The 25,131-nt window shown below is 38.9% G+C and carries 23 protein-coding genes and 5 tRNA genes; 25 read left to right on the top strand and 3 right to left on the bottom strand.

What is annotated here, in order from left to right; genetic code table 11:
- Nucleotides 1–58: 58 nt before the first annotated feature.
- The 4 genes from lpdA to AAGD37_RS02365 all read left to right on the top strand — a co-directional run bounded on the left by lpdA (nt 59) and on the right by AAGD37_RS02365 (nt 2,728).
- Entirely contained in the window at nt 59–1,504 is a 1,446-nt protein-coding gene (gene lpdA, locus AAGD37_RS02380) for a dihydrolipoyl dehydrogenase (RefSeq protein WP_341759980.1), read from the top strand.
- 103 nt (nt 1,505–1,607) lie between these two features.
- Nucleotides 1,608–1,683: transfer RNA gene (locus AAGD37_RS02375), tRNA-Trp, on the top strand.
- Between the two features lie 201 nt (nt 1,684–1,884).
- Nucleotides 1,885–2,277: an NADH:ubiquinone oxidoreductase subunit NDUFA12 gene (locus AAGD37_RS02370; protein WP_341759979.1), complete on the top strand. Its 393-nt coding sequence runs from the start codon at nt 1,885–1,887 to the stop codon at nt 2,275–2,277.
- Entirely contained in the window at nt 2,240–2,728 is a 489-nt protein-coding gene (locus AAGD37_RS02365; protein WP_341759978.1) for a DUF2155 domain-containing protein, read from the top strand. Before AAGD37_RS02370 ends, AAGD37_RS02365 begins: the two co-directional genes overlap by 38 nt.
- 123 nt (nt 2,729–2,851) lie before the next feature.
- Here the strand turns inward: AAGD37_RS02365 and AAGD37_RS02360 are convergent.
- Together AAGD37_RS02360 and AAGD37_RS02355 are read right to left on the bottom strand one after the other, a co-directional pair.
- Nucleotides 2,852–2,927 (bottom strand) — tRNA-Val (locus tag AAGD37_RS02360).
- A gap of 12 nt (nt 2,928–2,939) precedes the next feature.
- Nucleotides 2,940–3,016: transfer RNA gene (locus tag AAGD37_RS02355), tRNA-Asp, on the bottom strand.
- A 203-nt stretch (nt 3,017–3,219) separates the two neighbouring features.
- Between AAGD37_RS02355 and AAGD37_RS02350 the strand changes: the two genes are divergently transcribed.
- The 13 genes from AAGD37_RS02350 to AAGD37_RS02290 all read left to right on the top strand — a co-directional run bounded on the left by AAGD37_RS02350 (nt 3,220) and on the right by AAGD37_RS02290 (nt 14,113).
- Complete coding sequence (locus AAGD37_RS02350; protein WP_341759977.1) at nt 3,220–3,585, top strand: NADH-quinone oxidoreductase subunit A; 366 nt, start codon at nt 3,220–3,222, stop codon at nt 3,583–3,585.
- A 63-nt stretch (nt 3,586–3,648) separates the two neighbouring features.
- Nucleotides 3,649–4,176: an NADH-quinone oxidoreductase subunit B family protein gene (locus AAGD37_RS02345; RefSeq protein ID WP_341759976.1), complete on the top strand. Its 528-nt coding sequence runs from the start codon at nt 3,649–3,651 to the stop codon at nt 4,174–4,176.
- Between the two features lie 9 nt (nt 4,177–4,185).
- Complete coding sequence (locus tag AAGD37_RS02340) at nt 4,186–4,788, top strand: NADH-quinone oxidoreductase subunit C (RefSeq protein WP_341759975.1); 603 nt, start codon at nt 4,186–4,188, stop codon at nt 4,786–4,788.
- Between the two features lie 70 nt (nt 4,789–4,858).
- On the top strand, nt 4,859–6,088 hold the full coding sequence (locus tag AAGD37_RS02335) for an NADH-quinone oxidoreductase subunit D (RefSeq protein WP_341759974.1): 1,230 nt from the start codon (nt 4,859–4,861) through the stop codon (nt 6,086–6,088).
- Between the two features lie 336 nt (nt 6,089–6,424).
- Nucleotides 6,425–6,616 (top strand): Trm112 family protein, encoded by a 192-nt coding sequence (locus tag AAGD37_RS02330; protein ID WP_341759973.1) that lies wholly within the window; start codon nt 6,425–6,427, stop codon nt 6,614–6,616.
- Between the two features lie 5 nt (nt 6,617–6,621).
- Nucleotides 6,622–7,308 carry a carbonic anhydrase gene (locus AAGD37_RS02325; protein ID WP_341759972.1) on the top strand — a complete coding sequence of 229 codons (687 nt, stop codon included), beginning with the start codon at nt 6,622–6,624 and terminating at the stop codon, nt 7,306–7,308.
- Between the two features lie 78 nt (nt 7,309–7,386).
- Nucleotides 7,387–7,461: transfer RNA gene (locus AAGD37_RS02320), tRNA-Gly, on the top strand.
- Nucleotides 7,462–7,634: 173 nt separating this feature from the next.
- Nucleotides 7,635–9,260: an alpha-D-glucose phosphate-specific phosphoglucomutase gene (locus tag AAGD37_RS02315; protein WP_341759971.1), complete on the top strand. Its 1,626-nt coding sequence runs from the start codon at nt 7,635–7,637 to the stop codon at nt 9,258–9,260.
- Between the two features lie 313 nt (nt 9,261–9,573).
- A complete protein-coding gene (gene petA / locus AAGD37_RS02310) occupies nt 9,574–10,140 on the top strand; it encodes a ubiquinol-cytochrome c reductase iron-sulfur subunit (protein ID WP_341759970.1) in 567 nt (188 codons plus the stop codon).
- 2 nt (nt 10,141–10,142) lie between these two features.
- The gene (locus AAGD37_RS02305) at nt 10,143–11,393 is read left to right on the top strand and encodes a cytochrome b (RefSeq protein ID WP_424945438.1); all 1,251 of its coding nucleotides are present in this window, start codon (nt 10,143–10,145) and stop codon (nt 11,391–11,393) included.
- A 62-nt stretch (nt 11,394–11,455) separates the two neighbouring features.
- Nucleotides 11,456–12,319 (top strand): cytochrome c1, encoded by an 864-nt coding sequence (locus AAGD37_RS02300; RefSeq protein WP_341759969.1) that lies wholly within the window; start codon nt 11,456–11,458, stop codon nt 12,317–12,319.
- Nucleotides 12,320–12,693: 374 nt separating this feature from the next.
- Nucleotides 12,694–12,900: a cold-shock protein gene (locus tag AAGD37_RS02295; RefSeq protein WP_341759968.1), complete on the top strand. Its 207-nt coding sequence runs from the start codon at nt 12,694–12,696 to the stop codon at nt 12,898–12,900.
- Between the two features lie 280 nt (nt 12,901–13,180).
- Entirely contained in the window at nt 13,181–14,113 is a 933-nt protein-coding gene (locus AAGD37_RS02290) for a ribose-phosphate pyrophosphokinase (RefSeq protein WP_341759967.1), read from the top strand.
- A 77-nt stretch (nt 14,114–14,190) separates the two neighbouring features.
- Here AAGD37_RS02290 and AAGD37_RS02285 read toward each other — a convergent pair whose 3' ends face one another.
- Nucleotides 14,191–15,051: an undecaprenyl-diphosphate phosphatase gene (locus tag AAGD37_RS02285; protein WP_341759966.1), complete on the bottom strand. Its 861-nt coding sequence runs from the start codon at nt 15,049–15,051 to the stop codon at nt 14,191–14,193.
- Nucleotides 15,052–15,143: 92 nt separating this feature from the next.
- Here AAGD37_RS02285 and AAGD37_RS02280 point away from each other — a divergent pair, with 92 nt between their 5' ends.
- The 8 genes from AAGD37_RS02280 (at nt 15,144) to metK (ending at nt 24,972) form a co-directional block, all read left to right on the top strand.
- Nucleotides 15,144–15,836, top strand: coding sequence for a glutathione S-transferase family protein (locus AAGD37_RS02280; RefSeq protein ID WP_341759965.1), 693 nt, complete (start codon nt 15,144–15,146; stop codon nt 15,834–15,836).
- A 168-nt stretch (nt 15,837–16,004) separates the two neighbouring features.
- Nucleotides 16,005–16,913, top strand: coding sequence for an SDR family oxidoreductase (locus AAGD37_RS02275; RefSeq protein WP_341759964.1), 909 nt, complete (start codon nt 16,005–16,007; stop codon nt 16,911–16,913).
- A 175-nt stretch (nt 16,914–17,088) separates the two neighbouring features.
- Nucleotides 17,089–17,745 carry a (d)CMP kinase gene (gene cmk, locus AAGD37_RS02270; RefSeq protein ID WP_341759963.1) on the top strand — a complete coding sequence of 219 codons (657 nt, stop codon included), beginning with the start codon at nt 17,089–17,091 and terminating at the stop codon, nt 17,743–17,745.
- 222 nt (nt 17,746–17,967) lie between these two features.
- Complete coding sequence (rpsA, locus tag AAGD37_RS02265) at nt 17,968–19,677, top strand: 30S ribosomal protein S1 (protein ID WP_341759962.1); 1,710 nt, start codon at nt 17,968–17,970, stop codon at nt 19,675–19,677.
- A 122-nt stretch (nt 19,678–19,799) separates the two neighbouring features.
- Nucleotides 19,800–21,311: an exodeoxyribonuclease VII large subunit gene (gene xseA / locus AAGD37_RS02260; protein WP_341759961.1), complete on the top strand. Its 1,512-nt coding sequence runs from the start codon at nt 19,800–19,802 to the stop codon at nt 21,309–21,311.
- Nucleotides 21,312–21,410: 99 nt separating this feature from the next.
- Nucleotides 21,411–21,487: transfer RNA gene (locus tag AAGD37_RS02255), tRNA-His, on the top strand.
- A 258-nt stretch (nt 21,488–21,745) separates the two neighbouring features.
- The gene (locus AAGD37_RS02250; RefSeq protein WP_341759960.1) at nt 21,746–23,398 is read left to right on the top strand and encodes an iron ABC transporter permease; all 1,653 of its coding nucleotides are present in this window, start codon (nt 21,746–21,748) and stop codon (nt 23,396–23,398) included.
- A 377-nt stretch (nt 23,399–23,775) separates the two neighbouring features.
- Nucleotides 23,776–24,972, top strand: coding sequence for a methionine adenosyltransferase (gene metK, locus AAGD37_RS02245; protein ID WP_341759959.1), 1,197 nt, complete (start codon nt 23,776–23,778; stop codon nt 24,970–24,972).
- Nucleotides 24,973–25,131 lie beyond the last annotated feature (159 nt).

The following is a 25,131-nucleotide window of genomic DNA, read 5'->3' as shown; positions in this document are numbered from 1 at the left end:
TTTTTGGAAGAAACCTCCACTCTTTCCTCATAATACACTTGTTTTAATAAGGTTTTTCATGTCTTACTTTTATGATTTGATTGTTGTTGGATCCGGACCTGGTGGTTATGTAGCAGCAATTCGAGCTGCTCAGTTGGGCCTTAAAACAGCCATTGTTGAGCGTGAACATCTCGGGGGTATTTGCCTCAATTGGGGCTGTATTCCTAGCAAAGCTTTACTTCGGTCCGCTGAAATTTATCGATATATGAGCAATGCCAAAAGTTTCGGTTTGAAGGTAGAAAACCATAGTTTCGACATCAAGGACATCGTAAATCGCTCCCGTTCTATTTCTAGAAAACTTAATGAAGGAGTTAGATTCTTGCTAGAAAAAAATAAAATCGATGTCATCTGGGGACAAGGTCATCTCACGAAATTGGGTGAAATAACGGTTTCAAAATTTACGAATAAGACTTCTTACCGTCACCTTCAGCATCCTGTTCCTGAAAAAATATTAGGGGAGGGAAGTTATCATGCGAACCATGTTATTATTGCGACAGGTGCCCGTCCAAAGCAACTTTCTGGTATAGAAGTTGATGGTAAAAGAATCTGGTCATATTTTGAAGCACTTGTTCCGAAGATCATACCTAAATCGCTTATTATCATGGGATCTGGATCAATAGGCATGGAGCTTGCTTCCTTTTATAACACTTTGGGTTCGACTGTCACCGTTATTGAGTTAATGAATCAAGTGATGCCGGTTGAAGATCAAGAAATATCTGATCATGTAAAGAAGCAATTTGAAAAAAAGGGTGTGAGGATAATTCTTGATTCAAAAGTTATCTCTTTTTCAAAAGAGGATAACAGTATTCTAGCTACCATAGAAGACAAAGATGGATTAACGAAGAATATCTCTGCTGAATACATTGTGTCAGCTGTTGGGGTAGTTGGAAATATCGAAGGGTTAGGACTTGATAATTTGGGCATTGCTCATGACCATGATATCATATTAGTTGATTCTTATGGTGCTACTAATGTTCCAGGAATTTACGCAATTGGTGATATTGCAGGCTCGCCTATGTTAGCACACAAAGCGAGTCATGAGGGTATAGTTTGTGTTGAAAAGATAGCTGGACTGAATCCCCGTCCTTTGAATAAAGAGATGATACCAGGATGTACTTATTGTGACCCGCAAATTGCTAATCTTGGTATGACAGAAGGTGCAACCCAAAAAGCAGGAAAGAAGGTGAAGATAGGACGCTTTCCATTTTCAGGAAATGGTAAGGCCTTAGCTTTTGGGGAATCAGAAGGATTAATAAAAACCATATTTGATCTTGATAATGGGCAATTGCTTGGTGTCCATATGATTGGGGTTGAAGTGACTGAATTGATACAGGGATTCGTTGTCGCAATGAATTTAGAAACCACTGAAGAGGAATTGATAAATACTGTTTTCCCTCATCCGACTCTATCAGAAGTGATGCATGAAAGCGTACTGGATTCTGAGGGTCGTGCCCTCCATATCTAAATTCATTCAATAAATAAGAATCCTAAGCAAATTTACTGATCTAGTTTATCAAACGGCTTGAATACAGATTTTATACACGGTAGAAATATTTATTTTGGACAGCAGGGGTATAGCTCAGTTGGTAGAGCGGCGGTCTCCAAAACCGTAGGTCGTGGGTTCAAATCCTGCTGCCCCTGCCAAAATTTCGGTTTCAAGAAGTTAGGGATTGATGTCTGATCTTTCTGCATGGTTAGAATTCAAGATGCTGAGAAGAATTCTAATTTATCAATAATAAATTACTGATTTTTAGAGAAGATGAATCTTGGATAAGAGGTATGATCTGTGGACTTAATAAAAATTTTAGGGAAGAATGCCCCCTCTATCTCTTTAGATAATTTGTTATGAGGAAGTTCATATTAGAAATTTTTACCTGGTGGAATGGACAAACTCTGGGAACTCGTTTTTTTACTTGGCGTAAAGGGAAAAAAGTAGGAAAAGATGAGGACGGTAATACTTATTACCAGAGTTGCGAAGATCGACGTTGGGTTATCTATCATGGGCCGATTGAGGCAACTCGCATTCCTGTAAGATGGCATAGCTGGATTCACCATCGAACAGATTTAGTGCCTTCAAATACGGACCATGGGGATGGGGAACGCAATGGGAAGATGAGACATAATAAGAATAAGGAAAATAAGACTGGGAGATCTCAAGTCTATAATCCTAACATTTCGATAGCAGGTCAGAAAAAAGAGAATGCTGGCGCTGGCGATTATGAAGCCTGGACTCCCTAGAAGATTCTCTAGAAGATTCTCTATCAATTTTATACTATATCCAGAATTTTCAGCCATTTCAGGACTTTACCAATATTTCTCATCACTTAAATTATTGGTGAATCCGCTTTTTCTGACCCTTTTCCTTTTTCCCTATCTAGCAATCGCGAAAGGGATCGAAAATCCGATTACCATGCTTTACGGAATCGATAAAATTACCGGTCGAATAACAAAATTTAGCATACCTATTAACGAGACAGTTCGGTTTGGTCAACTGCGAATTACACCACGTGTATGTTATTCTCGTCCGATCAGCGAGCCACCTAAAACCACGGTTTTTCTTGAAATTGACGAGATCACTTTTGATAATCAAATCCGACGAGTCTTTACGGGTTGGATGGTTGCTGAAAGCCCTAGTCTCAATGCATTAGAACATCCCATTAATGATGTTTGGCTGGTCAGTTGCAAGTAGTTATTTGATCTTACTCCATAATTTTACGATGAACCTCGGTTTCAATTATTACCGTTCAAAACAGATCGGACATTTCGTACTCAGAATTTGTCAGATGATTAGCTCAGTCTTAGTCTGGTATTCTGGTGGGCGATGAGAGACTTGAACTCCCGACATCTTCGGTGTAAACGAAGCGCTCTACCAACTGAGCTAATCGCCCTTCTTTCAGATATGGCGCGAGTGACGGGACTCGAACCCGCGACCTCCGGCGTGACAGGCCGGCACTCTAACCAACTGAGCTACACCCGCGAGTACTTTTTAAAAGATTACTCTCTCTCATAAGAATAAGTTTCAGTATATGTCAAGAAAAGTTTTAGCGATCTTTTAGGAGATTGTTCAAACAACAAACTTAAAATTACATATTTAAAGAATTAGGAAGTTGACAAAATTGAAACTTGCATTTCAAATGAAAATTCTGGTTCAGTTTTTAACAAGGAGCTCTTAAAAAAATCATGGAACAATTGATTACTTCATATTTACCTGTTTTTATTTTTATGGGCGTTTCTTTTCTTATCTGTATAGCCTTGTTGATTTCACCATTTTTAATTGCTTTTCGCGCACCTGACGATGAAAAACTATCCCCTTATGAGTGTGGATTTAACGCTTTTGATGATGCACGTATGAAATTCGATGTACGCTTTTATCTTGTGGCTATTCTTTTTATTATTTTTGATCTGGAATTCGTTTTTCTCCTTCCTTGGTCCTTAAGTTTCAGTAATATGGGGTGGTTTGGATTCTGGTCTATGATGATTTTTCTCGGTATTCTAACTATTGGATTTATATATGAATGGAAAAAAGGGGCGCTTGAATGGGACTAATAAAAAAACTCCATTTATGATTAACCTGAAAGGTACTTTTTTAGAGAGGCCCCAAAAAATCTTATGGATAAAGTTGATAGAAAGTTGATAGACAAACAGAACGCTTCCTTTCAAGAAATTACTGGTAGATTGACAGATAAAGGTTTTCTTGTAACTTCTGCAGATCAGTTGATCACCTGGGCACGTACCGGTTCTTTAATGTGGATGACCTTTGGTTTAGCGTGCTGTGCCGTTGAGATGATGCAGTTATCTATGCCGCGCTATGATGCTGAACGGTTTGGTTTTGCTCCTAGGGCTTCACCTCGTCAGTCGGATGTCATGATTGTTGCAGGAACATTGACAAACAAAATGGCTCCTGCGCTCCGTAAAGTTTATGATCAAATGCCAGAGCCCCGTTATGTAATTTCCATGGGTTCTTGTGCTAATGGTGGTGGATATTATCACTATTCCTATTCTGTTGTCCGTGGATGTGATCGCATTGTGCCAGTTGATATTTACGTACCGGGTTGTCCACCAACGGCTGAAGCGTTATTATACGGCGTTTTACTTTTACAGAAGAAAATCAGACGCGTTGGGACGATTGAGAGATAAGGATAATCAGTGGATAACTCATTTCTGAATGAATTGAAGACCTATGTTTACGAGCATAGGTCTAATGAGGTATTAGACATTTCTGTTCTCTATAATGAGATAACTATTATTTCTTCGCCAGATCATATTGTTTGTTTACTTCGTTTTCTACGTGATGATGTTCAAACCCAGTTTATTTCGATCATTGACATATGTGGTGTTGACTACCCTGAGCGAGAGAACCGTTTTGAAGTTGTTTATCATTTGCTAAGTCCGCGTCAGAATCTTAGAGTTCGGGTAAAAGTCAATCTTCATCCTGATATTTTGATGCCGAGTGTTGTTGGATTGTTTCCTGGTGCAGACTGGTTTGAGCGCGAAGTTTATGATATGTATGGTATCTTGTTTAGTGGACATCCTGATTTGCGGCGTCTTCTGACAGATTATGGATTTGAAGGCTATCCCCTAAGAAAAGATTTTCCGCTCTCCGGATTTACTGAAGTACGATATGATGTTGAACAAAAACGCGTTATCTATGAACCTGTTCACTTCCATCAGGAATTCAGAAATTTTGATTTTATTTCACAATGGGAAGGAACGAATTATCTTTTAAGAGGCGACGAAAAAACAGATTAAGAAGTCTTCATTATTTCCTCAAACTTATTCTCGTTATTCGAAGCCCTCTTGATTTTTTAGAGGATTGGTAATGTCTGAAAGTCAACAGGATATTCCTGAAGTCAACATAAGAAATGAACCCGACATAAGAAATTTTAATATTAACTTTGGACCTCAGCATCCTGCAGCCCACGGTGTCTTAAGATTAGTACTGGAATTAGATGGAGAAGTAGTTGAACGAGTAGATCCTCATATTGGTTTGCTGCATCGTGGAACTGAAAAACTTATTGAGCAAAAGACTTATTTGCAGGCGCTTCCTTATTTTGATCGGCTCGACTATGTGGCGCCTATGAATCAGGAGCATGCATTTTGTTTAGCAATTGAAAAACTTATGGATCTTGAAATCCCTAAAAGAGCCCAGGTGATACGTGTCTTGTATTCTGAAATAGGGAGAATTCTTTCTCATATTTTGAATATCACTACTCAAGCGATGGATGTTGGTGCCTTGACGCCTCCGCTTTGGGGATTTGAAGAACGGGAAAAATTAATGATATTCTATGAAAGGGCCTCTGGTTCCCGCATGCACGCTGCTTATTTTCGTCCTGGCGGTGTACATCAGGATTTACCTGCAGGACTTGTTGATGATATTGGCGATTGGTGTGATCCTTTTTTGAAAATTTGTGATGATATCGAGAAGTTGTTAACTAATAACCGTATTTTTAAACAGCGTAACGTGGATATTGGCATTATCAGTCTTGAAGATGCTTGGGCTTTAGGATTTTCTGGTGTTATGATTCGTGGCTCTGGTGCTGCTTGGGATTTACGTCGTTCTCAGCCTTATGAAGTTTATAGTGAACTTGATTTTGAAATTCCGGTCGGTAAGAATTGTGATAATTATGATCGTTATCTGATTCGAATGCTGGAAATGCGTGAATCCGTAAAAATCATCAAGCAATGTGTTAGGAGGCTTAAAAAGACAGATAGAAATGGGCCTGTTTCATCAATTGATAGGAAAGTCGTTGCCCCCATACGATCAGAAATGAAGCAGTCAATGGAAGCGCTCATTCATCACTTCAAGCTCTATACGGAAGGATTTAGAGTACCAGTTGGCGAGGTCTATGCAGCGGTTGAAGCACCTAAAGGCGAATTTGGAGTCTACCTGGTCTCTGATGGTTCGAACAAACCTTATCGTTGTAAACTTCGAGCACCTGGTTTTGCTCACCTTCAGGCGATGAATTTTCTATGCAAAGGATACCAACTCGCAGATGTAAGTGCGATCCTAGGATCGCTTGATATTGTTTTTGGTGAGGTAGATCGATAACAGCCTCTATGCTAAATTAAGAAACTAAGAACTGAACGGTGAAAAAAGTGAGGTTTATTCCATTATGTTCTTTGATATAGATCTGATTTAGTGGATCCTGATTGAGTCAGGTTTTTGAAAAATGGCCAGTTCCTTTTGCAATCTGAAATCCTTTTCTATTTTTTTCGATGTCTGTCATTATTTCTTCAAGTCGTTACGAGAATATTGCATCGTATATACCCGTTATTGGGGACTTATAAATGAAAAAAACATTATATCTACAAAAAGCTAAGCGACTCTGTCTGGTTAACATTGATCCTTATAAAGAGTTTTACTCTTTGTGATTCGAACCCTAAAATGGATAGAAAAATGCTAGATTTGTTAGTTTGTCCGAAGACGAAAGCTGTCCTTGATTATGATGAAGTAGCACAGGAATTGATTTCCCAAACCGCAGGACTGGCTTTCCCGATTCGTGATGGTATACCGATTCTTCTGATATCAGAAAGTCGAGAGCTTGATCCTGAGCAAGAATTGTCTAAAGAAAGATAGATGTTGTGACTAAAATACTCGAGGGAACTGAATCTGCTGTTATATCTGATGGATTCCCGCAAAAACTTCTCGATGGTTACCATTGTTTTAGGAATCATCGCTTAATTGATGAGAGTGAGCGTTATCTAGAATTAGCTAAAACGGGGCAAAAGCCAGAAATCATGGTTATTGCTTGTTGTGATTCTCGTTCGTCTCCTGAGGTTATTTTTCAAGCAGCCCATGGAGAAATGTTTGTAGTACGCAATGTGGGAAATATGATACCACCTTACATGTCCAATGGAGATTATGGCATATCAGCAGCTTTGGAGTTTGCCGTTCAAGGACTGTTTGTGAAGCATATTATTGTAATGGGACATCGACAGTGTGGTGGCATTCAGGCGTTTCAAAAAAAGATAGAGTGTGGTATAGGCAATCCATTGTCACCGGATGATTTTATAGGAAAATGGATTTCTTTTTTGCAACCTATTGCGGACTGCTTTTCTCTTAACGGTCCTGAAACAGGAGAAGACTTGCAACGAAAGCTTGAAGAACAGTCGATTCGTCAATCAATTTCAAATTTGAAAACGTTTCCTTACGTTTCGAGTTTGCTTAAAAAAAATCAGATTCACCTTCATGGTGCCTGGTTTGATATTTCATCAGGTGATTTATGGACTTTGGATTCAAGATCAGATCTTTTTCTTAAGATTTGTTAACATAAGATAGATTTTCTGATTGCAATCTAATATTTTTTGTATGATGATAAACTCATTGTCATTATTATTTCAGTATAAGCGGGTGTAGCTCAGGGGTAGAGCACAACCTTGCCAAGGTTGGGGTCGTGAGTTCGATTCTCATCGCCCGCTCCATCTTTTTAATGCTCTTTTCTAATCCTTTCTTATCATCAACTCATTGGAGGTCTTTCTTCTTAAGAGAGATACTATTACAGTCTTCAATTATTTGAATACTGTCATGATAATGAAGAATAAAATTCTCAAATGACTTCACTCAACATTTCAATTATGATCATAAAGTAGAATTTATGACTTTTGTTCGAACAATCTCTTTTAGGGATCAAAAACCTGGGACATCAGGCTTACGTAGGAAAGTTAGTGAATTTCAAACTCCTCATTTTTTGCAAAATTTTGTTCAATCAATATTTGATTGTCTTCACAATAAATACGGCCAGACATTGGTTCTAGGTGGTGACGGACGTTTCTTCAATGAAACAGCACTTCAGGTCATCATCAAGATGTGTCAAGCGAATGGTTTTGGAAAATTGATTGTTGGTCAAAATGGACTGTTATCGACTCCTGCGGCTTCTCATCTTATTCGTCTCTATAAAGCTTATGGTGGCATCATTTTATCAGCAAGTCATAATGCTGGAGGTCAAGATGGTGATTTTGGCATCAAATATAATGTTAGTAATGGTGGTCCAGCCCCAGAAATCTTCAATCGTCTTGTTTATCAAAGAACGAAAACTATCCAATATTATCAGATATCAGATTTTGAGGATATAGATTTGAGCAATATTGGTGAAATTAATACAGGCACTATGCGTATCTGTATTATTGATCCTGTATATGATTATACACTTTTAATGCAATCATTAATTGATTTTGATCTGGTCCGAAAAATTATAAAAGATGGCTTTACCTTTTCATTTGATGCTATGCATGCCGTAACAGGTCCTTATGCAAAAGAAATTTTTATCAATCTTTTAGGTGTTGATGAGAGTTTTATTTTAAATAGTAATCCTAGTCCGAATTTCGGAGGGGGACATCCTGATCCTAATCGTGTTTACTCTAAAATTCTTTACGATTCTGCAATAACAAGTGACGGTCCGGACCTTTTTACGGCCTCTGATGGGGATGGGGATAGAAATGTGATTGTGGGCAAAGACTGTTTTGTCACTGCTTCGGATAGTCTTGCAGTTCTTGCAGCCAATGCACATTTGGTCCCAGGATATAGGTCAGGTATTAATGCTGTTGCCCGTTCTATGGCAACAAGTCGTGCTGTTGATCAGGTTATGAGCTTTCAGGGTAGGAGAGTTTTTGAAACACCGACTGGATGGAAATTTTTTGTTAATTTACTTGAGGCCGGTGAGATCAGTCTTTGTGGTGAAGAAAGTGCAGGAACCGGATCAAAGCATCTGCGCGAAAAGGATGGTATCTGGGCTATTTTGATGTGGCTGAACATACTCGCTGTACGAAAGCAGTCTGTTAAGGAAGTGATGCAAGATCATTGGCGAATCTTTGGGCGTAACTATTATACAAGACATGATTTTGAAGAAGTTGATACAGAGTCAGCGTGTAGATTAATGGTTTCGTTAAAGCAGCGGTTATCATCCCTTCAGAAAAAAGAAACAATCATTAGTCGTATCAATATTGCTGATGAATTCTCATACAGGGATCCTATTGAACAGTCCGTGATTCATAATGAAGGCATCCGGTTAATTTTCGAAGATGGCTCTCGGATTATGTTTCGCCTTTCTGGCACTCGAACCGTTGGGGAGACGCTCCGCATTTATATGGAGCGTTATGTTGGTCCAGATGGGAACCATAGTTCAGATATTTTAGATGTTATTTTTGATCTTGTTACATTCTCATATGATATAGCTCAAATTGAATACTTTACTGGCAGAACATCTCCCTCTCTCATAGCATGAAAGAAAGGGATCTATTCTTGGAGTCAACAACATAATGAAAGCGTTCAAATACCCTATCAAAAAGATTCGATTTTAGGGAACATTACTCCCTTTCTGATTTCCTTATACTTTAAGAATTGTGAACTCTCTGGGAGAATTGTTGATGAATCCTGAACAACTTATCTTGAGTTGCTCTTAAAAGTCTGGACAAAGAACATCTATCAAGCTTAGAGAGATAATATCAATCCTGTTTGGGTTACTCTTTGTTATAGATTGAAATCTTAAATATGGAGTGAGCAGGATTCAATGACTTAATGCTGGAGAGGTTGGCTCCATGAACAAACGTGATGGTCGCGTCCTAACGCGAAGAGATTTTCTTTATACTGCAACAGGCGTAGCTGCTGCGAGTGCTGCGAGCGGTGCTATTTGGCCTTTGATTAGACAACTCGCACCTAATGATCGCGAAAAGGCAGCAGGAGAACCAGTTGAAGTTGATATTTCTGCGATTAGCCCTGGTCAGCTTGTTACTGTTATTTGGCGTGGAAAGCCTTATTTTATACGTCATCTAACAGATGAGGAGCAGGCTGCGGCTCAAAGTGCGGATGAAGATGAATCTGTTTTTCGTGATTTCGAATCGTCTAACCAGCGTATTATCTTAACGAATGATAAAAACAAGAGAAATGCATGGGCAGTCGTTTCTGCCAATTGCACCCATCTAGGATGTGTACCAAAGAAAGTCAATGCAGGGTTTGAAGGTTGGGTTTGTCCTTGCCACGGCTCAAAATTTGATGTGACAGGCCGAGTGATCAAGGGACCCGCTCCTACTAATCTTCCTTTACCACCTCACACTTTTGCAACTAAGGATCTTTTGGTCATTGGTGTTGACAAGACGGAAGCATAATTATGAAGGAACATTCAACTTATCAACCCCAAAATGGGTTTGGAAAATGGATAGACACACGGTTGCCATTTATACGTTTGATTCATGATAGTTTTGTTTCTTATCCAGTACCAAGAAATTTAAATATATGGTACACATTTGGAGGCATTCTATCCTTTATGTTGATATCTCAGATTATTACCGGGATAGTCATTGCGATGCATTATACATCGGATGCCACTCTTGCTCATGATTCCGTTCAGTTCTTTCGTCGTGATGTTCCTTATGGTGATCTTCTGCAAAGTTGGCATGCTGTTGGTGCCTCTATGTTTTTTGCTGCCGTCTATATCCATATATTCCGAGGTCTTTATTATGGATCCTATAAAGCTCCTCGTGAGGTTTTATGGATTTTGGGTGTAGTTATCTACCTCCTAATGATGGCAACTGCTTTTATGGGCTATGTGCTCCCGTGGGGACAAATGAGCTACTGGGGTGCACAAGTTATTACCAGCTTCTTTAGTGCCATACCATTCATAGGTGAGACCGTTCGTGAATATCTACTTGGTGGTTATGCCGTAGGTAATGCAACTCTTAATCGTTTTTTTTCTTTGCATTATCTTTTACCTTTTATGATTCTCGGTGTTGTTATCTTGCATGTGTGGGCACTTCATGTGGTAGGACAGAATAATCCTTTGGGAATCGACATTAAACAGAGCAATGAGACTGTACCTTTTACTCCTTATGCTACAATAAAAGACGCTTTTGCCATAGTTTGTTTTTTCATTATCATGGCCTACTTTGTGTTTTATCTCCCTGATTATTTGGGGCATGCTGACAATTATATTAAAGCCGATCCTTTAAAAACACCTACCCATATTGTTCCTGAATGGTATTTTCTTCCCTTTTATGCCATGCTAAGAGCTTTTGACTTCAGTATAGTCGTCCCCTTTACAGCCATCGTTGTTATGGATTCTAAATTGGGTGGTGTTCTGACTATGTTCGGTGCCATTTTACTTCTATTTTTTGTACCTTGGCTGGATACTTCACATGTACGATCGTCTAATTACCGTCCTATTTACAAAGTCTTTTTTTGGATTTTCGTGATTGATACCGTATTTCTTGGCTACTTAGGTTCAAGGACAGCTGAGGGGATCTGGATTTTCTTGATGAAGATGACGACGTTCTGGTACTTTCTTCATTTTCTTGTGATCATGCCAGTGTTAGGTTGGTTAGAGAAACCATTACCCGAACCCAAAAGTATTCGTACTAATTGACGCTCTCACGCTAGATAGGAAAGGCTACTCTTCACTATAACCAGAGCTGGATAATAAGATCAATGATTAGGTTTTTTTCAAAAATTTCTTTATCTATTTTTGCCTTCGAGGTGATAATTACACTTTTTTCAGTTGTTGCTTACCCTTCTGAACAGGATTCTACACTTCACTATCCTTTGAAGATACCTGTGAAGCAAGAATGGAGCTTTTCTGGTCTTTTTGGAAAATGGGATCAAGGTCAATTGCAACGTGGTTTTAAGATCTATGTTGAGGTTTGTGGAGCGTGTCACTCACTCGATCTAGTTTCTTATCGTAATCTTGAACAACTGGGATACTCAGAAGCGCAAGTTAAGGAATTTGCCTCTGAATACACAGTTGTTGATGGTCCTAATGATGATGGTGAGATGTTTGATCGATCTGCTCAGCCTTCTGATTTCTTTTCAAGCCCTTATGAAAATAAAAAAGCAGCGATTTCTTCGAATAATGGTGCTTTACCACCGGATATGTCATTACTGGCTAAAGCACGTGCACCAAGCAGGGGGGGGCTTTCTTTCATCTTGGATCTTTTTACCATATATGCAGAACATGGACCTGATTATATTTATTCGCTGTTGACTGGATATCAAGACGCACCAGAAGGAACCAATATCGATGAGAACCTTTACTACAATCCTTATTATATTGGAGGGGATGCGTTGGCGATGGCTCCACCTCTTTATGATCAATTGATCAGCTATGACGATGGGATGCCTGAGACAGTTGATCAATATGCAAAAGATATTTCAGCCTTTTTGATGTGGACAGCTGAACCGGGACTTGCGGCTAGAAAACAACGTGGCTTTGTTGTTATCTTATTTTTGATGACCTTTGCAGGACTTGTATATTATACTAAAAAGAGAATCTGGTCTAATGTTGTTCATTGTTGAGAGATTTTTAGCTTTCCTTTCGAACTTCTTGAAGGTTTGTAGAGTAGAGGGATGCCTAACGAGAATATGTGTATGTTGATCAAACTTAAGGAAAAGAGAAACTATATCCCAATCCAGATCCTAATTAGAAAATTAAAATGAATAATGACTTGCTACTGTCACATTCTCATTCCATAATGTCTTAAAGACTGGAACCAAACTGCAAGGCCAAGACGAACCTGACAGGCATTATTAGAGTCCCAAAATTTAATCTTTATAAATGCTATCAATTAAGAAATGCTATTTTCTTTCCCCGATTACAGAACTCGACTTAAGCACGGTGCGATTCCGAATTAAAATCAAAATTTCTCTAACAGGAAAAAGGAATATTTCTTATGCAAGGCACAGTAAAATTTTTTAATAATGCTAAAGGTTATGGCTTTATTACTCCCAATGATGGCAGTAAGGATATTTTTGTGCACATCTCAGCAGTTGAACGCTCTGGAATGAGTACACTGAGCGAAGGACAGATCGTTAATTTCGACATTGAGTCTGATATGAAAGGAAAAGGCCCTAAAGCTGTACAATTATCAGCAGAATAAGCGGAAATGATTGAATAGGTTATTTCTGATTAGGGTTAAAAGAAAAGTACATTTCTTCCTTGTACCATAACATAGGTACAATCCTCTTCTATAAAAGAGTTGTTGTATGACTTTTTCCTATCCATCTTTAGATGTGGAGGTGAATTCAGGAGTCTTAAGCTTATTTTCTAAAATTAAGATTAAGACTCTTCATAGATTATAATGATCTTCAAAATCTTAGCTTGCTTAAACTTCACCCCTTTCTACTTCTTTCTTGCTTTGTTATGAGTAAACAACTCTAATGAAACTATTCTCAGGAAATGCTAATCAAAGTTTAAGCGAAGAAATAGCTAATTATCTCAATATTCCACTCGGTAAATGTGTAGTCCATAAGTTTGCAGATCAAGAAATTTTCGTAGAAATAAAAGAAAATGTGCGGGGCGAAGATGTTTTCATTGTACAATCAACATCATATCCAGCCAACGACCATTTGATGGAATTGCTAATTATGATTGATGCGGTACGAAGATCATCGGCACGACGGATAACGGCTGTTCTTCCCTATTTTGGTTACGCTCGGCAAGATCGAAAACCTGGACCAAGAACTCCTATTTCGGCTAAATTGGTTGCTAACCTCATAACAGAGGCAGGTGCTGATCGTGTTCTAACACTTGATTTACATGCAGGACAAGTACAGGGTTTTTTTGATCTTCCCACCGACAATCTGTTCGCAATACCAGTTATGAGTCGAGATCTTCAGGCGAATTATAATATCAATAATTTAACGGTTGTTTCGCCTGATGTTGGTGGAGTTGTTCGTGCAAGAGCCTTGGCAAGGCGTGTAGATTCACCGCTTGCAATTGTTGATAAGCGGCGAGATTCACCGGGTGAATCTGAAGTTATGAATGTTATTGGTGATGTTTCTGGTCGTGACTGCATCCTCATTGATGATATTATCGATTCAGGTGGAACTCTTTGCAATGCTGCAAAAGAATTACTTTCAAATGAGGCTCTGAGCGTTACAGCCTATGTATCACATGGTGTTTTATCAGGTGCTGCTGTAACTCGTATTATGTCTTCAAAGCTTAAAGAACTTGTAATAACAAATTCAATCGAACCAACAGTTTCGATTAATGTTGCACATAATATTCGTGTTATTTCAGTTGCAGATTTGCTAGGAGAAGCAGTCAATCGAACTGCTCTTGAGAAATCCGTTTCCAGTTTATTTGATTAAAGATCGTTTCATAAAATAATATAGTGAATTACCATTTAGATGAAATGACTGAAGTAAGGACTAGGTTAGGATGATCATTAAGAAACATGAGATAAGGATGGTAGAACGCTAGGAAACCAATCATAAAGCATTATTAAAATTAGGAAACCAAGGGCAATGCGATAAACAACGAAAACTAAAAGTGATGTGTGCTTGACAATTGCGGTAAGGACAGTAATTCCGATTAGGGCAGTACAAAATGTCAAAAAAGCAGCCCAGTAAGCATCCTTTGGGATAGGGATTCCAAGTTTCCAAGCTTCTAGAAAGGTAAAGATGCACGCTGCTAAAATGGCCGGTATGCCAAGCAAAAATGAAAAACGTGCCGCTTCACTTCGTTCAAATCCTAGAAATCGAGCCGCTGTTATGGTGATTCCTGATCGACTAATACCAGGAATAAGAGCAAGCGCCTGAGCAAATCCGATGGCTATAGCTTGGTTAAATTTCATATTGTTTATTGTACGGAAATGCATTCCGTAACGGTCTGAAAAGTAAAGAACGATTCCAAATAGGATCGTCCCATAAGCAACCACTTCAACACTTCGAAGTGCCGTCGAGAGACCTGACAGCTTCAAAAGGGTCCCAAAAGCAAAAGCAGGAAGGGTAGCAAATAGGATATATAGTGACAACCACGAATAATAGGATATTTTTCCCTGAAAAATCTCAAAAAATCCCACAATTAGTTTCCATACGTCCCGTCTAAAATATACTATAACAGCAAATAATGAACCCATATGAACCATAACATCTGTTGCGATACCCTGATCGCACCACTCCATTAATGCAGGAATAAGGATAAGGTGTCCAGATGAGGATACTGGTAAAAATTCTGTCAGTCCCTGCACAACGGCTAAGGAAATTAGCTGTTCAAGACTCATCGTTGCTCCAGAATTTTCCCTCATTCTATAGATTTATGCTGACTGTTCTAGCTTTAGTTAAGGTAGAAGTATCTGTTTTGTTCATAACCTATGTTTGGATCAGTTGGCTATAGTTCATGTTGACTTTATTTCACCATCCTATGTCTGCGAGCTCTAGGGCCATTCGTCTCTCGATGGCTGAATATAATCTTCATATTAATCTCATTGAGGAACAACTTTGGCAAAGGCGTGAAGAGTTTCTTGCACTGAATCCTGCTGCAACACTTCCTGTTTTGCTTATAGATGACAATCTACCCATTATTGGCGCCACAGTCATTGCTGAATATCTTGATGAAACACAGGGTATCTTACATAGAGATCGACGCTTGTTTCCTGAATATCCAGTTGCACGCGCTGAAATGCGACGCATAGTTGACTGGGCTCTAACCAAGCTTGAGGCAGAAGTTATACGTTATACTATTACTGAACGGTTCACTAAAAGACAGATGGTAACTGATAAAGGCGGAGCGAGTCCTAACTCAACTGTTCTTAGAGTTGCACGAAAAAATATTCGATATCATCTCAATTATCTTGAATGGCTCGCAGGTACACGAAACTGGATCGCAGGATCTACTTTTACTTATGCTGATCTTGCAGTATCAGCCGCACTCTCTACGTTAGATTATCTAGGAGAAATCGACTGGGAAAGATATCTAATACTTAAGGATTGGTATACACGTCTAAAGTCACGACCTTCATTTCGGACTCTTTTGTCAGATCGGTTGCGAACTTTGCCTCCTGTTTCCCATTATGTTGATTTGGATTTTTGATTCTCTTGATCTACTATCATAACCTCATGATGTCTACGGTTTCTGAAAAATTTTGAATAACAATACCATATCGGGAAGCTATCCTCTTTTTTTGAAGAATCATTTAAAGGGGTTAATCAAAAAGGATGAATATGTCATCGAATATGTCATCGAAAAGGAAAGAGTCTAATGAAGCATGTCCTTATTCTAGGAGCCGGTTTTTCAGGAAAAGTTTTAGGAAAATTATTTGTTGACTATGGGTGGATTGTGATAGGAACAAGTCGTCATTCTCGTTCATTTGAAATCATGAAAAGAATGGGATTACATCCTATTCTTTTCGACGGTGAGAGGATGAACGAGCACCTAATCAAGGCTCTATACCAAACCACGCATCTTGTAGTTTCTCTTCCTCCCTCCCAGATCAATTCTTCCTGCAAAAGATCTGTTGATCCATTTTTGTCCGTTGTTTTAGAGTCTCAAGTGGTTCATCTTGCTCCAAACCTCCAATGGGTTGGATATTTGTCGACTGTTGGAGTTTATGGGAACCATCATGGTGATTGGGTCGATGAAACTTCAACTGTGAAACCAATAGCAGCCCGTTCTAAAAGAAGAATGCTTGCTGAGAATGAGTGGTTAAAGTGGTCAGATATGACTCATATACCTACTACCATTTTCCGATTATCAGGCATTTATGGACCGGGTCGCAACGCACTCTTGACTCTTTCTAGAGGTAAGTCACAAATAATAGTAAAGGAAGGACAGGTCTTTAACCGTATCCATGTAGAAGATGTTGCTCAGGCTGTCGTTTATTCTGCAGAAAACATGATAAGTGGAGTGTTTAATATAACAGACAATTTGCCTGCACCCCCACAAGATGTTATGATTTTTTCGCATAAATTGATGGGGATTTCATCACCATTGACTTTATTAGATTTTGAAAGCGTTGAGCTGACACCGATGGTCCGATCCTTTTATAAAGAAAATAAAAGGGTTTCAAATCAAAAATCTAAGACAGTTTTGAATATGAATTACAAGTGGCCCGATTATCGTACAGCTCTAAGAATCATGTGGTATGAAAATCTATGGAATTCCAATTGATGGATTCAAAATAACATTGAAATTGTGTCATGAATCCGATAACTAGGAGAATCTTAGTGCGACGCAGTTAGGATAAAAATATAACATATAACCTCATTCAGGTTCAAAAAACAGAATGCCTCTTCAACGGCATTAGATCCAATATGTTAATGATTAGTAAAAAATAATATTAGAAATGCCAAAGCCAAAGCATTTTATAATTACTATTGACGGACCAGCTGCATCTGGAAAGGGAACCGTTAGCCGTTTGTTAGCTGATCACTTGAAATTACCTTATCTAGATACTGGTTTGAGTTATAGAGCTGTTGCCCATGTCCTGAAGACTCAGAAAAAATCACTCGATAATATAAAATTGGCTGAGCAAGTAGCAAAAAAAATTGATTTTAATGACTTCAATAAAGACCTTCTATCCAGACACCCCATCGGTAATGCAGCATCTAAGATAGCTGTTATGGGTTCAGTACGCCGTATTCTTGTTCAGCAACAACGAAATTTTGCAAACATACCACCCGGTGCCATTTTAGATGGTCGCGATGTTGGAACAATCGTTTGCCCTGATGCACAAGTTAAGTTTTATATCATCGCTAGCGACACGATTCGTGCTAAACGTCGCTGGGAGGAGATGATGAATAAGAGAGAGGGAAAAACTGAAAATTATGATCGTATTTTGGAAGATATTCGCCAACGAGATACCCGAGATCAATCAAGAGAAGACTCTCCCTTGCATCCAGCTAATGATGCCTACTTGATTGATACATCTAAAATGTCTATAGAAGAGATGTTTCGAGCTTGTCTTGAGATTGTCAATCGACACAAGTATCTAGAAATATAAAGGATGTAGTGTGGTTTCTTGTTGCCTTAAGATTCAATTCTATTAGGCTGAAGTCAAAATATTATTTTAATGCTAGTTTTCTTTTTTCAAGTATGTCCATTCAGTGCTCATTGCGCTATGGAGATTGCATCTTTATAATAGATCATGGTCCTAAATTAGCTAAACATAAATCAAATCCGATGCGTTATATATATAACAGCGTTGGGACTCATTGGAGCTTAAATGTCAGATATGAATCCCTCAATAGAGGACTTTGCAGCCCTCTTAGACGAATCCCTTGCTAACAACTTGATTCAAGAAGGCACTGTTATTGAAGGAATCGTGACCGCCTTTGAAAAAGATATGGCTGTCATTGATGCAGGCTTAAAAGTTGAAGGTCGCATCGCTTTAAAAGAATTTGGAATGGCAGCTAGAGATGGTAACCTGAAAATTGGAGATACAGTCGAAGTTTACCTTGAGCGGCTTGAAAATGCTCTTGGAGAAGCCGTTCTGTCTCGGGAAAAAGCCCGACGTGAAGAAAGTTGGATTAAACTTGAGAAGAAATTTGAAACAGAAGAAAAAGTAGAAGGGGTCATTTTTAGTCAAGTCAAAGGTGGATTTACTGTTGACCTTGATGGTGCTGTCGCTTTTTTGCCACGATCTCAGGTAGATATTCGTCCCATTCGAGATATCACACCGCTGATGAATAAAACACAAGCTTTCCAGATTTTAAAAATGGATCGCCGGCGTGGGAATATTGTTGTATCCCGCCGCACAGTTTTGGAAGAGAGTCGTGCAGAACAACGGTTCGAGATTGTGCAGAAACTTGAAGAAGGCCAAATTGTTGAAGGTATAGTCAAAAATATCACTGACTATGGTGCATTTGTGGATTTAGGTGGCATCGATGGCTTGCTCCATGTAACAGATATGGCTTGGCGCCGTGTTAATCATCCAACAGAAATTTTATCAATTGGTCAGAATGTTGAGGTTCAGATTATTCGTGTTAATCAAGAAACTCATCGCATTTCACTAGGTATGAAACAGCTAGAAAGTGATCCATGGAATATTATAGGCACAAAATATCCAATTGAATCAAAAGTCAAAGGGCGGATCACCAATATTACGGACTATGGTGCATTTGTTGAGCTCGAGCCGGGTATCGAAGGTTTGATTCACGTATCTGAGATGTCTTGGACTAAAAAGAATATTCATCCTGGAAAAATCGTATCAACTTCTGAAGAAGTTGAAGTGGTTGTTCTTGAAATTGATTCATCTAAGCGTCGTATTTCGCTTGGCCTAAAACAGAATCTATCCAATCCATGGGATAGGTTTTCTGATCAATATCCCAAAGGTACAGTGGTCGAAGGTGAAGTGAAAAACAAAACTGAATTTGGTCTCTTTATTGGCCTTGATAGCGATGTCGATGGAATGGTTCATCTGTCTGATCTTGACTGGAATCGATCTGGTGAAGAGGCTATTGAAGACTTTAATAAAGGGGACATCGTAAAAGCCATTGTTCTAGATATTGATGTAGAAAAAGAGCGTATTTCACTTGGGATTAAACAGCTTCATGGAGCTGATCCAATGGAACGGGGTGATGCCGGTGAGATTCGTCGCAACTCTATAGTAACCGCAGAAGTTTTAAAGGTGACTGATCAGGGTCTTGAGGTCAGAATTGTTGACACAGAAATTGATTCTTTCATTAAGCGCCATGATTTATCTCGTGATCGAGATGAGCAACGCTCAGATCGTTTCTCCGTTGGTCAAAAAGTTGATACACGAGTCACTTTATTCGATAAGAAAAACCGTAAAGTTAATCTTTCAATTAAGGCACTAGAAATTGCTGAAGAAAAAGAAGCTGTTAAGCAGTACGGTTCTTCTGACTCAGGTGCATCCCTCGGTGATATTCTTGGTGCAGCCCTTAAAGGGCGTGAAGAGAAGTCTTCCCAATAAATCAAAGATGAACTGATCATAGATCATAAAACTGAGTTTATTTAAGGCTCCTGTTCTTAATTCAATGAAATTATCTGTTTCGATCTGACTCAAAATGAGAGGAAAATGTTTCAAATTGAGACATGAGACTTGTTGCTTCTATGCCTGTTCTTGATACTATTGATCTTTCTGTTTCTGAACTGTCTTTCACATTGAGGAAAACACTTGAGTGTGCATTTAGATCCGTCCGAGTGCGTGGTGAACTAGGGCGAGTCAGTCGACCCAGTTCGGGTCATATTTATCTTGATTTAAAAGATGAAAAATCAATAATTTCAGGCATTATATGGAAAGGAAAAGCGATTGAACTAACTTGTCAACCTGAAGAAGGACTTGAGGTTGTCGTAAGTGGGAGATTAACTACATATCCTGGGCAATCTCGCTATCAAATTATTGTTAATACTCTTGAGCTAGCAGGTGCAGGGGCTTTAATGGCCTTACTCGAGGAACGAAGGAATAAACTGAGAGCAGAAGGCTTGTTTAACGATGACCGTAAGAAATCTCTGCCTAGTATGCCTAAGGTTATTGCGGTTTTAACTTCACCAACAGGCGCTGTGATTCGTGATATTCTTCATAGAATTTCTGATCGCTTTCCTTGTTTTGTTCTCGTTTGGCCTGTATGTGTGCAAGGGAAAAGCTGTAGTGCTGAAGTTACTAACGGGATTGAACGTCTTAATGCTCTTCCTTCTGATGGAGAATTACCTAAACCGGATTTAATTATTGTCGCACGAGGTGGTGGAAGCCTTGAGGATTTATGGGGATTCAATGATGAATCGATTGTTCGGGCAGTTTCGGATTCTAATGTTCCCTTGATTTCAGCCGTAGGCCATGAAACTGATTGGACATTAATTGATTATGTTGCTGATTGGCGAGCTCCTACGCCTACTGCTGCTGCAGAGAAAGCCGTTCCAGTGAGGATAGAACTCGAAGTCTATCTAGTCAATTTGTCAGAAAGATTAAATGACACCATTCTGCGTTTTTTGGAACGTTGCCATTTAGATAGATGCTCTGCCGCACGAGGCTTAATGAGTTATAATACTTTAATCATGTTCCCTCAGAGAAAATTTGATGAAGTCTTAGCAAGAGCCTATCAAGCATCTTTCTATTCCAAGGAACGGAAAAAGTTCTACTTGAATAAATATAACACTCTTTTATCAAAGAGAACTTTAACCCATCTGATCGAAGAGAATACGTTCCGTTTGAATGAACTATCAGCAAATCGTAAACACTCGTTATCACATTTGATTTTATTAAAAAAGACTGACTATAAAGCTATAGCGTATCAAATAAGCGCATATTCTACTTTAGAAAGAAAAAAGCGCACGCTACAGAGCTTTGAATGTCAACCCAATATTAGCATTAAGACTCTTATTTCTGATCAAAAAGATAAATTAATTGTGGTATATCGACTCTTTAATAATCTGAATTATAGCAATGTGTTATCAAGAGGCTATGCTGTTATATACGGCTCAGATAATAGGCCTATTAGCAGAGTTAAATCCGTTGTTAGCGGTCAAGTCCTCACAATAGAAATGTTTGATGGGAAACTTAATGTAGTTGCTGAGAAAGAAATTTCGGAAATTTCTCGTATATCTTAAAATATATCTTTAAGATTTTTAGTCTAATCTAATTAAAGATAATTCTCGTTAATTTCAAGCTTGTCCGATTCGTTGTATAAGATTAAAATAAATCATCATGCGACTGTAGCTCAGTTGGTTAGAGCGCTGGATTGTGGATCCAGAGGTCGAAGGTTCAAATCCTTCCAGTCGTACCATTTTCAGTCCCTCTATAGAAGAGAGTTCGGGTTGCTAGTCAATGGAAGATGAGTAAAATATTTTTCCTAATATTGGCATCAATAAAGCTTGAAATGAGAAAACACACTGCTTGGAAAGGTAGTGAGAGAATTTTAGCAATATATTGACACTTTATCTTTCCAATTTTATCCTGCTCAGAAAGATTGGTCTCCTCTACCTTGGTAAAGGGACATGTCATTGATGCTGAATACAAGCCTGGTTAGTGTAGGATCCTCCTCATGAGGACCATGATCAGTTTATGGAAATCTTATTCCCTCTTATCATCTTTTTTGGTTAGCTTTATACTGGTCGTTGTTACTATCCCTTTTGCAACATTTATTTTCTTTGCATCAAAGGGATCAGAAGATACATGGCCTCATTTGCTGAAATATGTTATTCCACAAGCAACAATTCAAACGATGCTTCTCCTTATTTTTGTTGCTATCGGAACAGGCTTTATCGGTACTGGTACAGCTTGGTTAGTTACACTGTGTCAATTTCCTGGTCGAAAATATTTTCAATGGATTCTCATATTACCGATCGCCGTTCCTAGTTACATTGCTGCATATAGTATGGTAGAAATACTGGACTATAGTGGCCCAGTGCAATCTTTTATTCGAACAATTGGTGGTTATAGCAGGAGTCAAGATTATTGGTTTCCTGATATTCGTTCGTTGTTCGGAGCAGGCTTGATGTTAAGTTTTATTCTATATCCTTATGTATATATGGCCTGTAGAATAGTTTTTTCGATGCAGGGATCCTCAGCACTGGATGCTTGTAGAAGTCTTGGTGCCGGCTCCATACGTGCATTCTTTCAAATTGGCTTACCTATGGCCCGTCCTGCTATAGCTTCTGGTGTGACATTAGCCATGATGGAAACCTTAAATGATATAGGTGCGGTTGAACTTCTTGGTGTCAAGACACTAACATATGCAGTTTTTGAAACCTGGTTCAACCGGGATAGTCTGTCCGGTGCTATGCAATTGACGATTCTAATTCTGATCATTATTGCGGTATTGATTTCCGTTGAACGCACAGCTCGGAGCAAGCGTTCTTATACTCCAAATCAAAACGAAAGACATCCTGGTCAAATCCAAATGTCTCCATTGAAACAGATGATCTCAGTCGTTGCTTGTCTTTTTCCTATTTTCATAGGGTTGGGTATACCTATCTATGTATTGATCCAATATGCTGGACACCGCTTGGATGGGTTTTGGGAGATTGAATTATATAGTGCGGCATGGAATAGTTTCTGGATAGCCAGCTTAACGGCTTTCTTGACAACTTTGATGGCCTACATCTTTTTGCTCAGTTATCGGTTGACATCAAAGCCAGGCATTTTCTTTGCACGAAAAATAGCGGAATTAGGATATACTTTTCCAGGCACAATCCTTGCAATTGGACTGCTAGTCCCTTTTGCAGCTTTTGATAACTATTTAGATCATATTATGCAGATACGCTTCGGTATTTCAAGCGGACTAATAATAAGCGGCTCGGGCATTCTTATCATATATGCATGTTCATTACGTTTTTTCGCAATTGCCTGTGGAACCTTAGAAAGTGGATTCAGCCGAATTTCCTTAAATATAGATATGACAGCTCGCACGCTTGGAAGTACTCCTATCCAACTTGGATTTCAAATACATACACCTATTATGGCAAGAGCCCTAGGAGTAGCGAGCTTTCTAGTTTTCGTAGACACAATGAAAGACTTATCATCTACATTGCTTCTACGCCCTTTTAACTTCCAGACACTTTCAACTTTAGTTTATGAGCGTTCATCTCAAGGAGTACCAGAAGAAGCGGCCATAGCGGCACTTATGATTGTTTTTATTGGATTGATACCTGTGATACTGCTTTCTGACATTGATTCAATAAAAAGATCAGTTTAAAATATCCAAAAACCCATATTTTGAATGGAGTTAGAATTTGATTGAATCACTTCAAGTTGAAACAATATCTGATTAACATTTCTTATTGGATCTAAGACTCACGTTATCGATTCTTCTTTATTTTTCTTATTGGATGCTGGTTTTAATGTTAGCTATTTTCTAGTGGCCTTTTCTCAAATCTTTTCATCGATCTCACGATCATTAATTTAATGACTTTTCACATCAAGCATTAAAAAATTAATGCTCCTTGACTTAATCAACTACAACACTCTAAGCTATGTATACCATAAAGAAACGTTTTTGGCACCCTGCTTGTTGCGTTTCTTCTCTCAATTTTCGCTCGACTCGCATATGAGGACAACTAAGCTAGGGAAATCATGCCTCGAAATAATTACCTATTCACTTCTGAGTCTGTCTCTGAGGGACACCCGGATAAAGTTTCTGATCGCATCTCAGATGAAATAGTAGATTTATTTTTTACTCGTGCGATTGCAGATGGAATGGATCCTTGGGAAGTTAGAGTCGCTGCTGAAACCTTGACAACAACTAATCGTATTGTCATTGCTGGTGAAACGCGTGGTCCTGCCTCTCTTTCAAATGATGAGATTGAACAAGTTTCTCGCGATGCAATCAAAGATATAGGTTATGAGCAGGATGGGTTCCATTGGAAGCATTCTACTATTGAGGTTTTGCTTCATGGTCAGTCTGAAGATATTGCTCGCGGCGTAGATTCTCGAATCGGTAAAGAAGAGGGTGCAGGTGATCAAGGTATTATGTTCGGATATGCATGTCATGAAACCCCTGATCTAATGCCTGCTCCGATTTATTACAGTCACTTAATTTTAAAAAATCTTGCGAAAGCACGAAAAAATGGATCTATTCCTGAGTTGGGACCAGATGCAAAAAGTCAAGTCACAGTTGCATATGAACATGGTAAGCCAGTTCGTGCTACTTCTATTGTTCTTTCCACTCAACATCTTGATGAGACAATGGAATCTTCTGATGTACAGAATTTAATAGAACCAGCAATTCTTGATTCCCTCCCTGAAGGTTGGATCTCGGATGAAACAGAGTGGCATGTAAATCCTACCGGGAAGTTCGTTCTTGGTGGACCTGATAGCGATGCGGGTTTAACAGGACGAAAAATTATTGTTGATACTTATGGTGGTGCCGCACCTCATGGTGGTGGAGCGTTTTCAGGCAAAGATTCAACAAAAGTTGATCGATCAGCAGCTTATGCTGCACGGTATCTAGCAAAAAATGTTGTTGCCGCAGGTCTAGCTGAGCGATGTACAATACAATTAGCCTATGCTATCGGCATTTCAAAGCCGCTTTCTATCTATGTTGATACTGATGGAACAGGAGTTGTTGACGCTCATATCATCGAGAAGATTCTTGAAAAAGAAATGGATTTATCCCCCCGAGGTATCCGGAAACACCTGCAGCTTAATCGACCAATTTATGCTCGTACGGCTGCCTATGGGCATTTCGGCAGGAAACCTGATAAGGATGGTGGATTTTCTTGGGAAAAAACTGATTTAGTTGATTCTTTGAGGTTAGCCATTCGATTCTGATTATTAGAGTACTCATAATTCTTCTTCAACTTTTAGTTCTCTTGTTCAGTGGTTGACTTCTCAAAGAATGATTCCTATAATTTATCAGGATGACTCCTCTATTTGACACGGTTGATTTGAATATTTTTAGTTTTTGAGAGGGGAGTGTTACATTGAATC

Origin of the sequence: Candidatus Endowatersipora endosymbiont of Watersipora subatra, assembly GCF_964026585.1 — a bacterium.
Taxonomy (GTDB): domain Bacteria; phylum Pseudomonadota; class Alphaproteobacteria; order Rhizobiales; family Rhizobiaceae; genus Pseudahrensia.
Note: the sequence above shows the minus strand (reverse complement) of the source record. Positions and strands in the feature narration are given on the sequence as shown.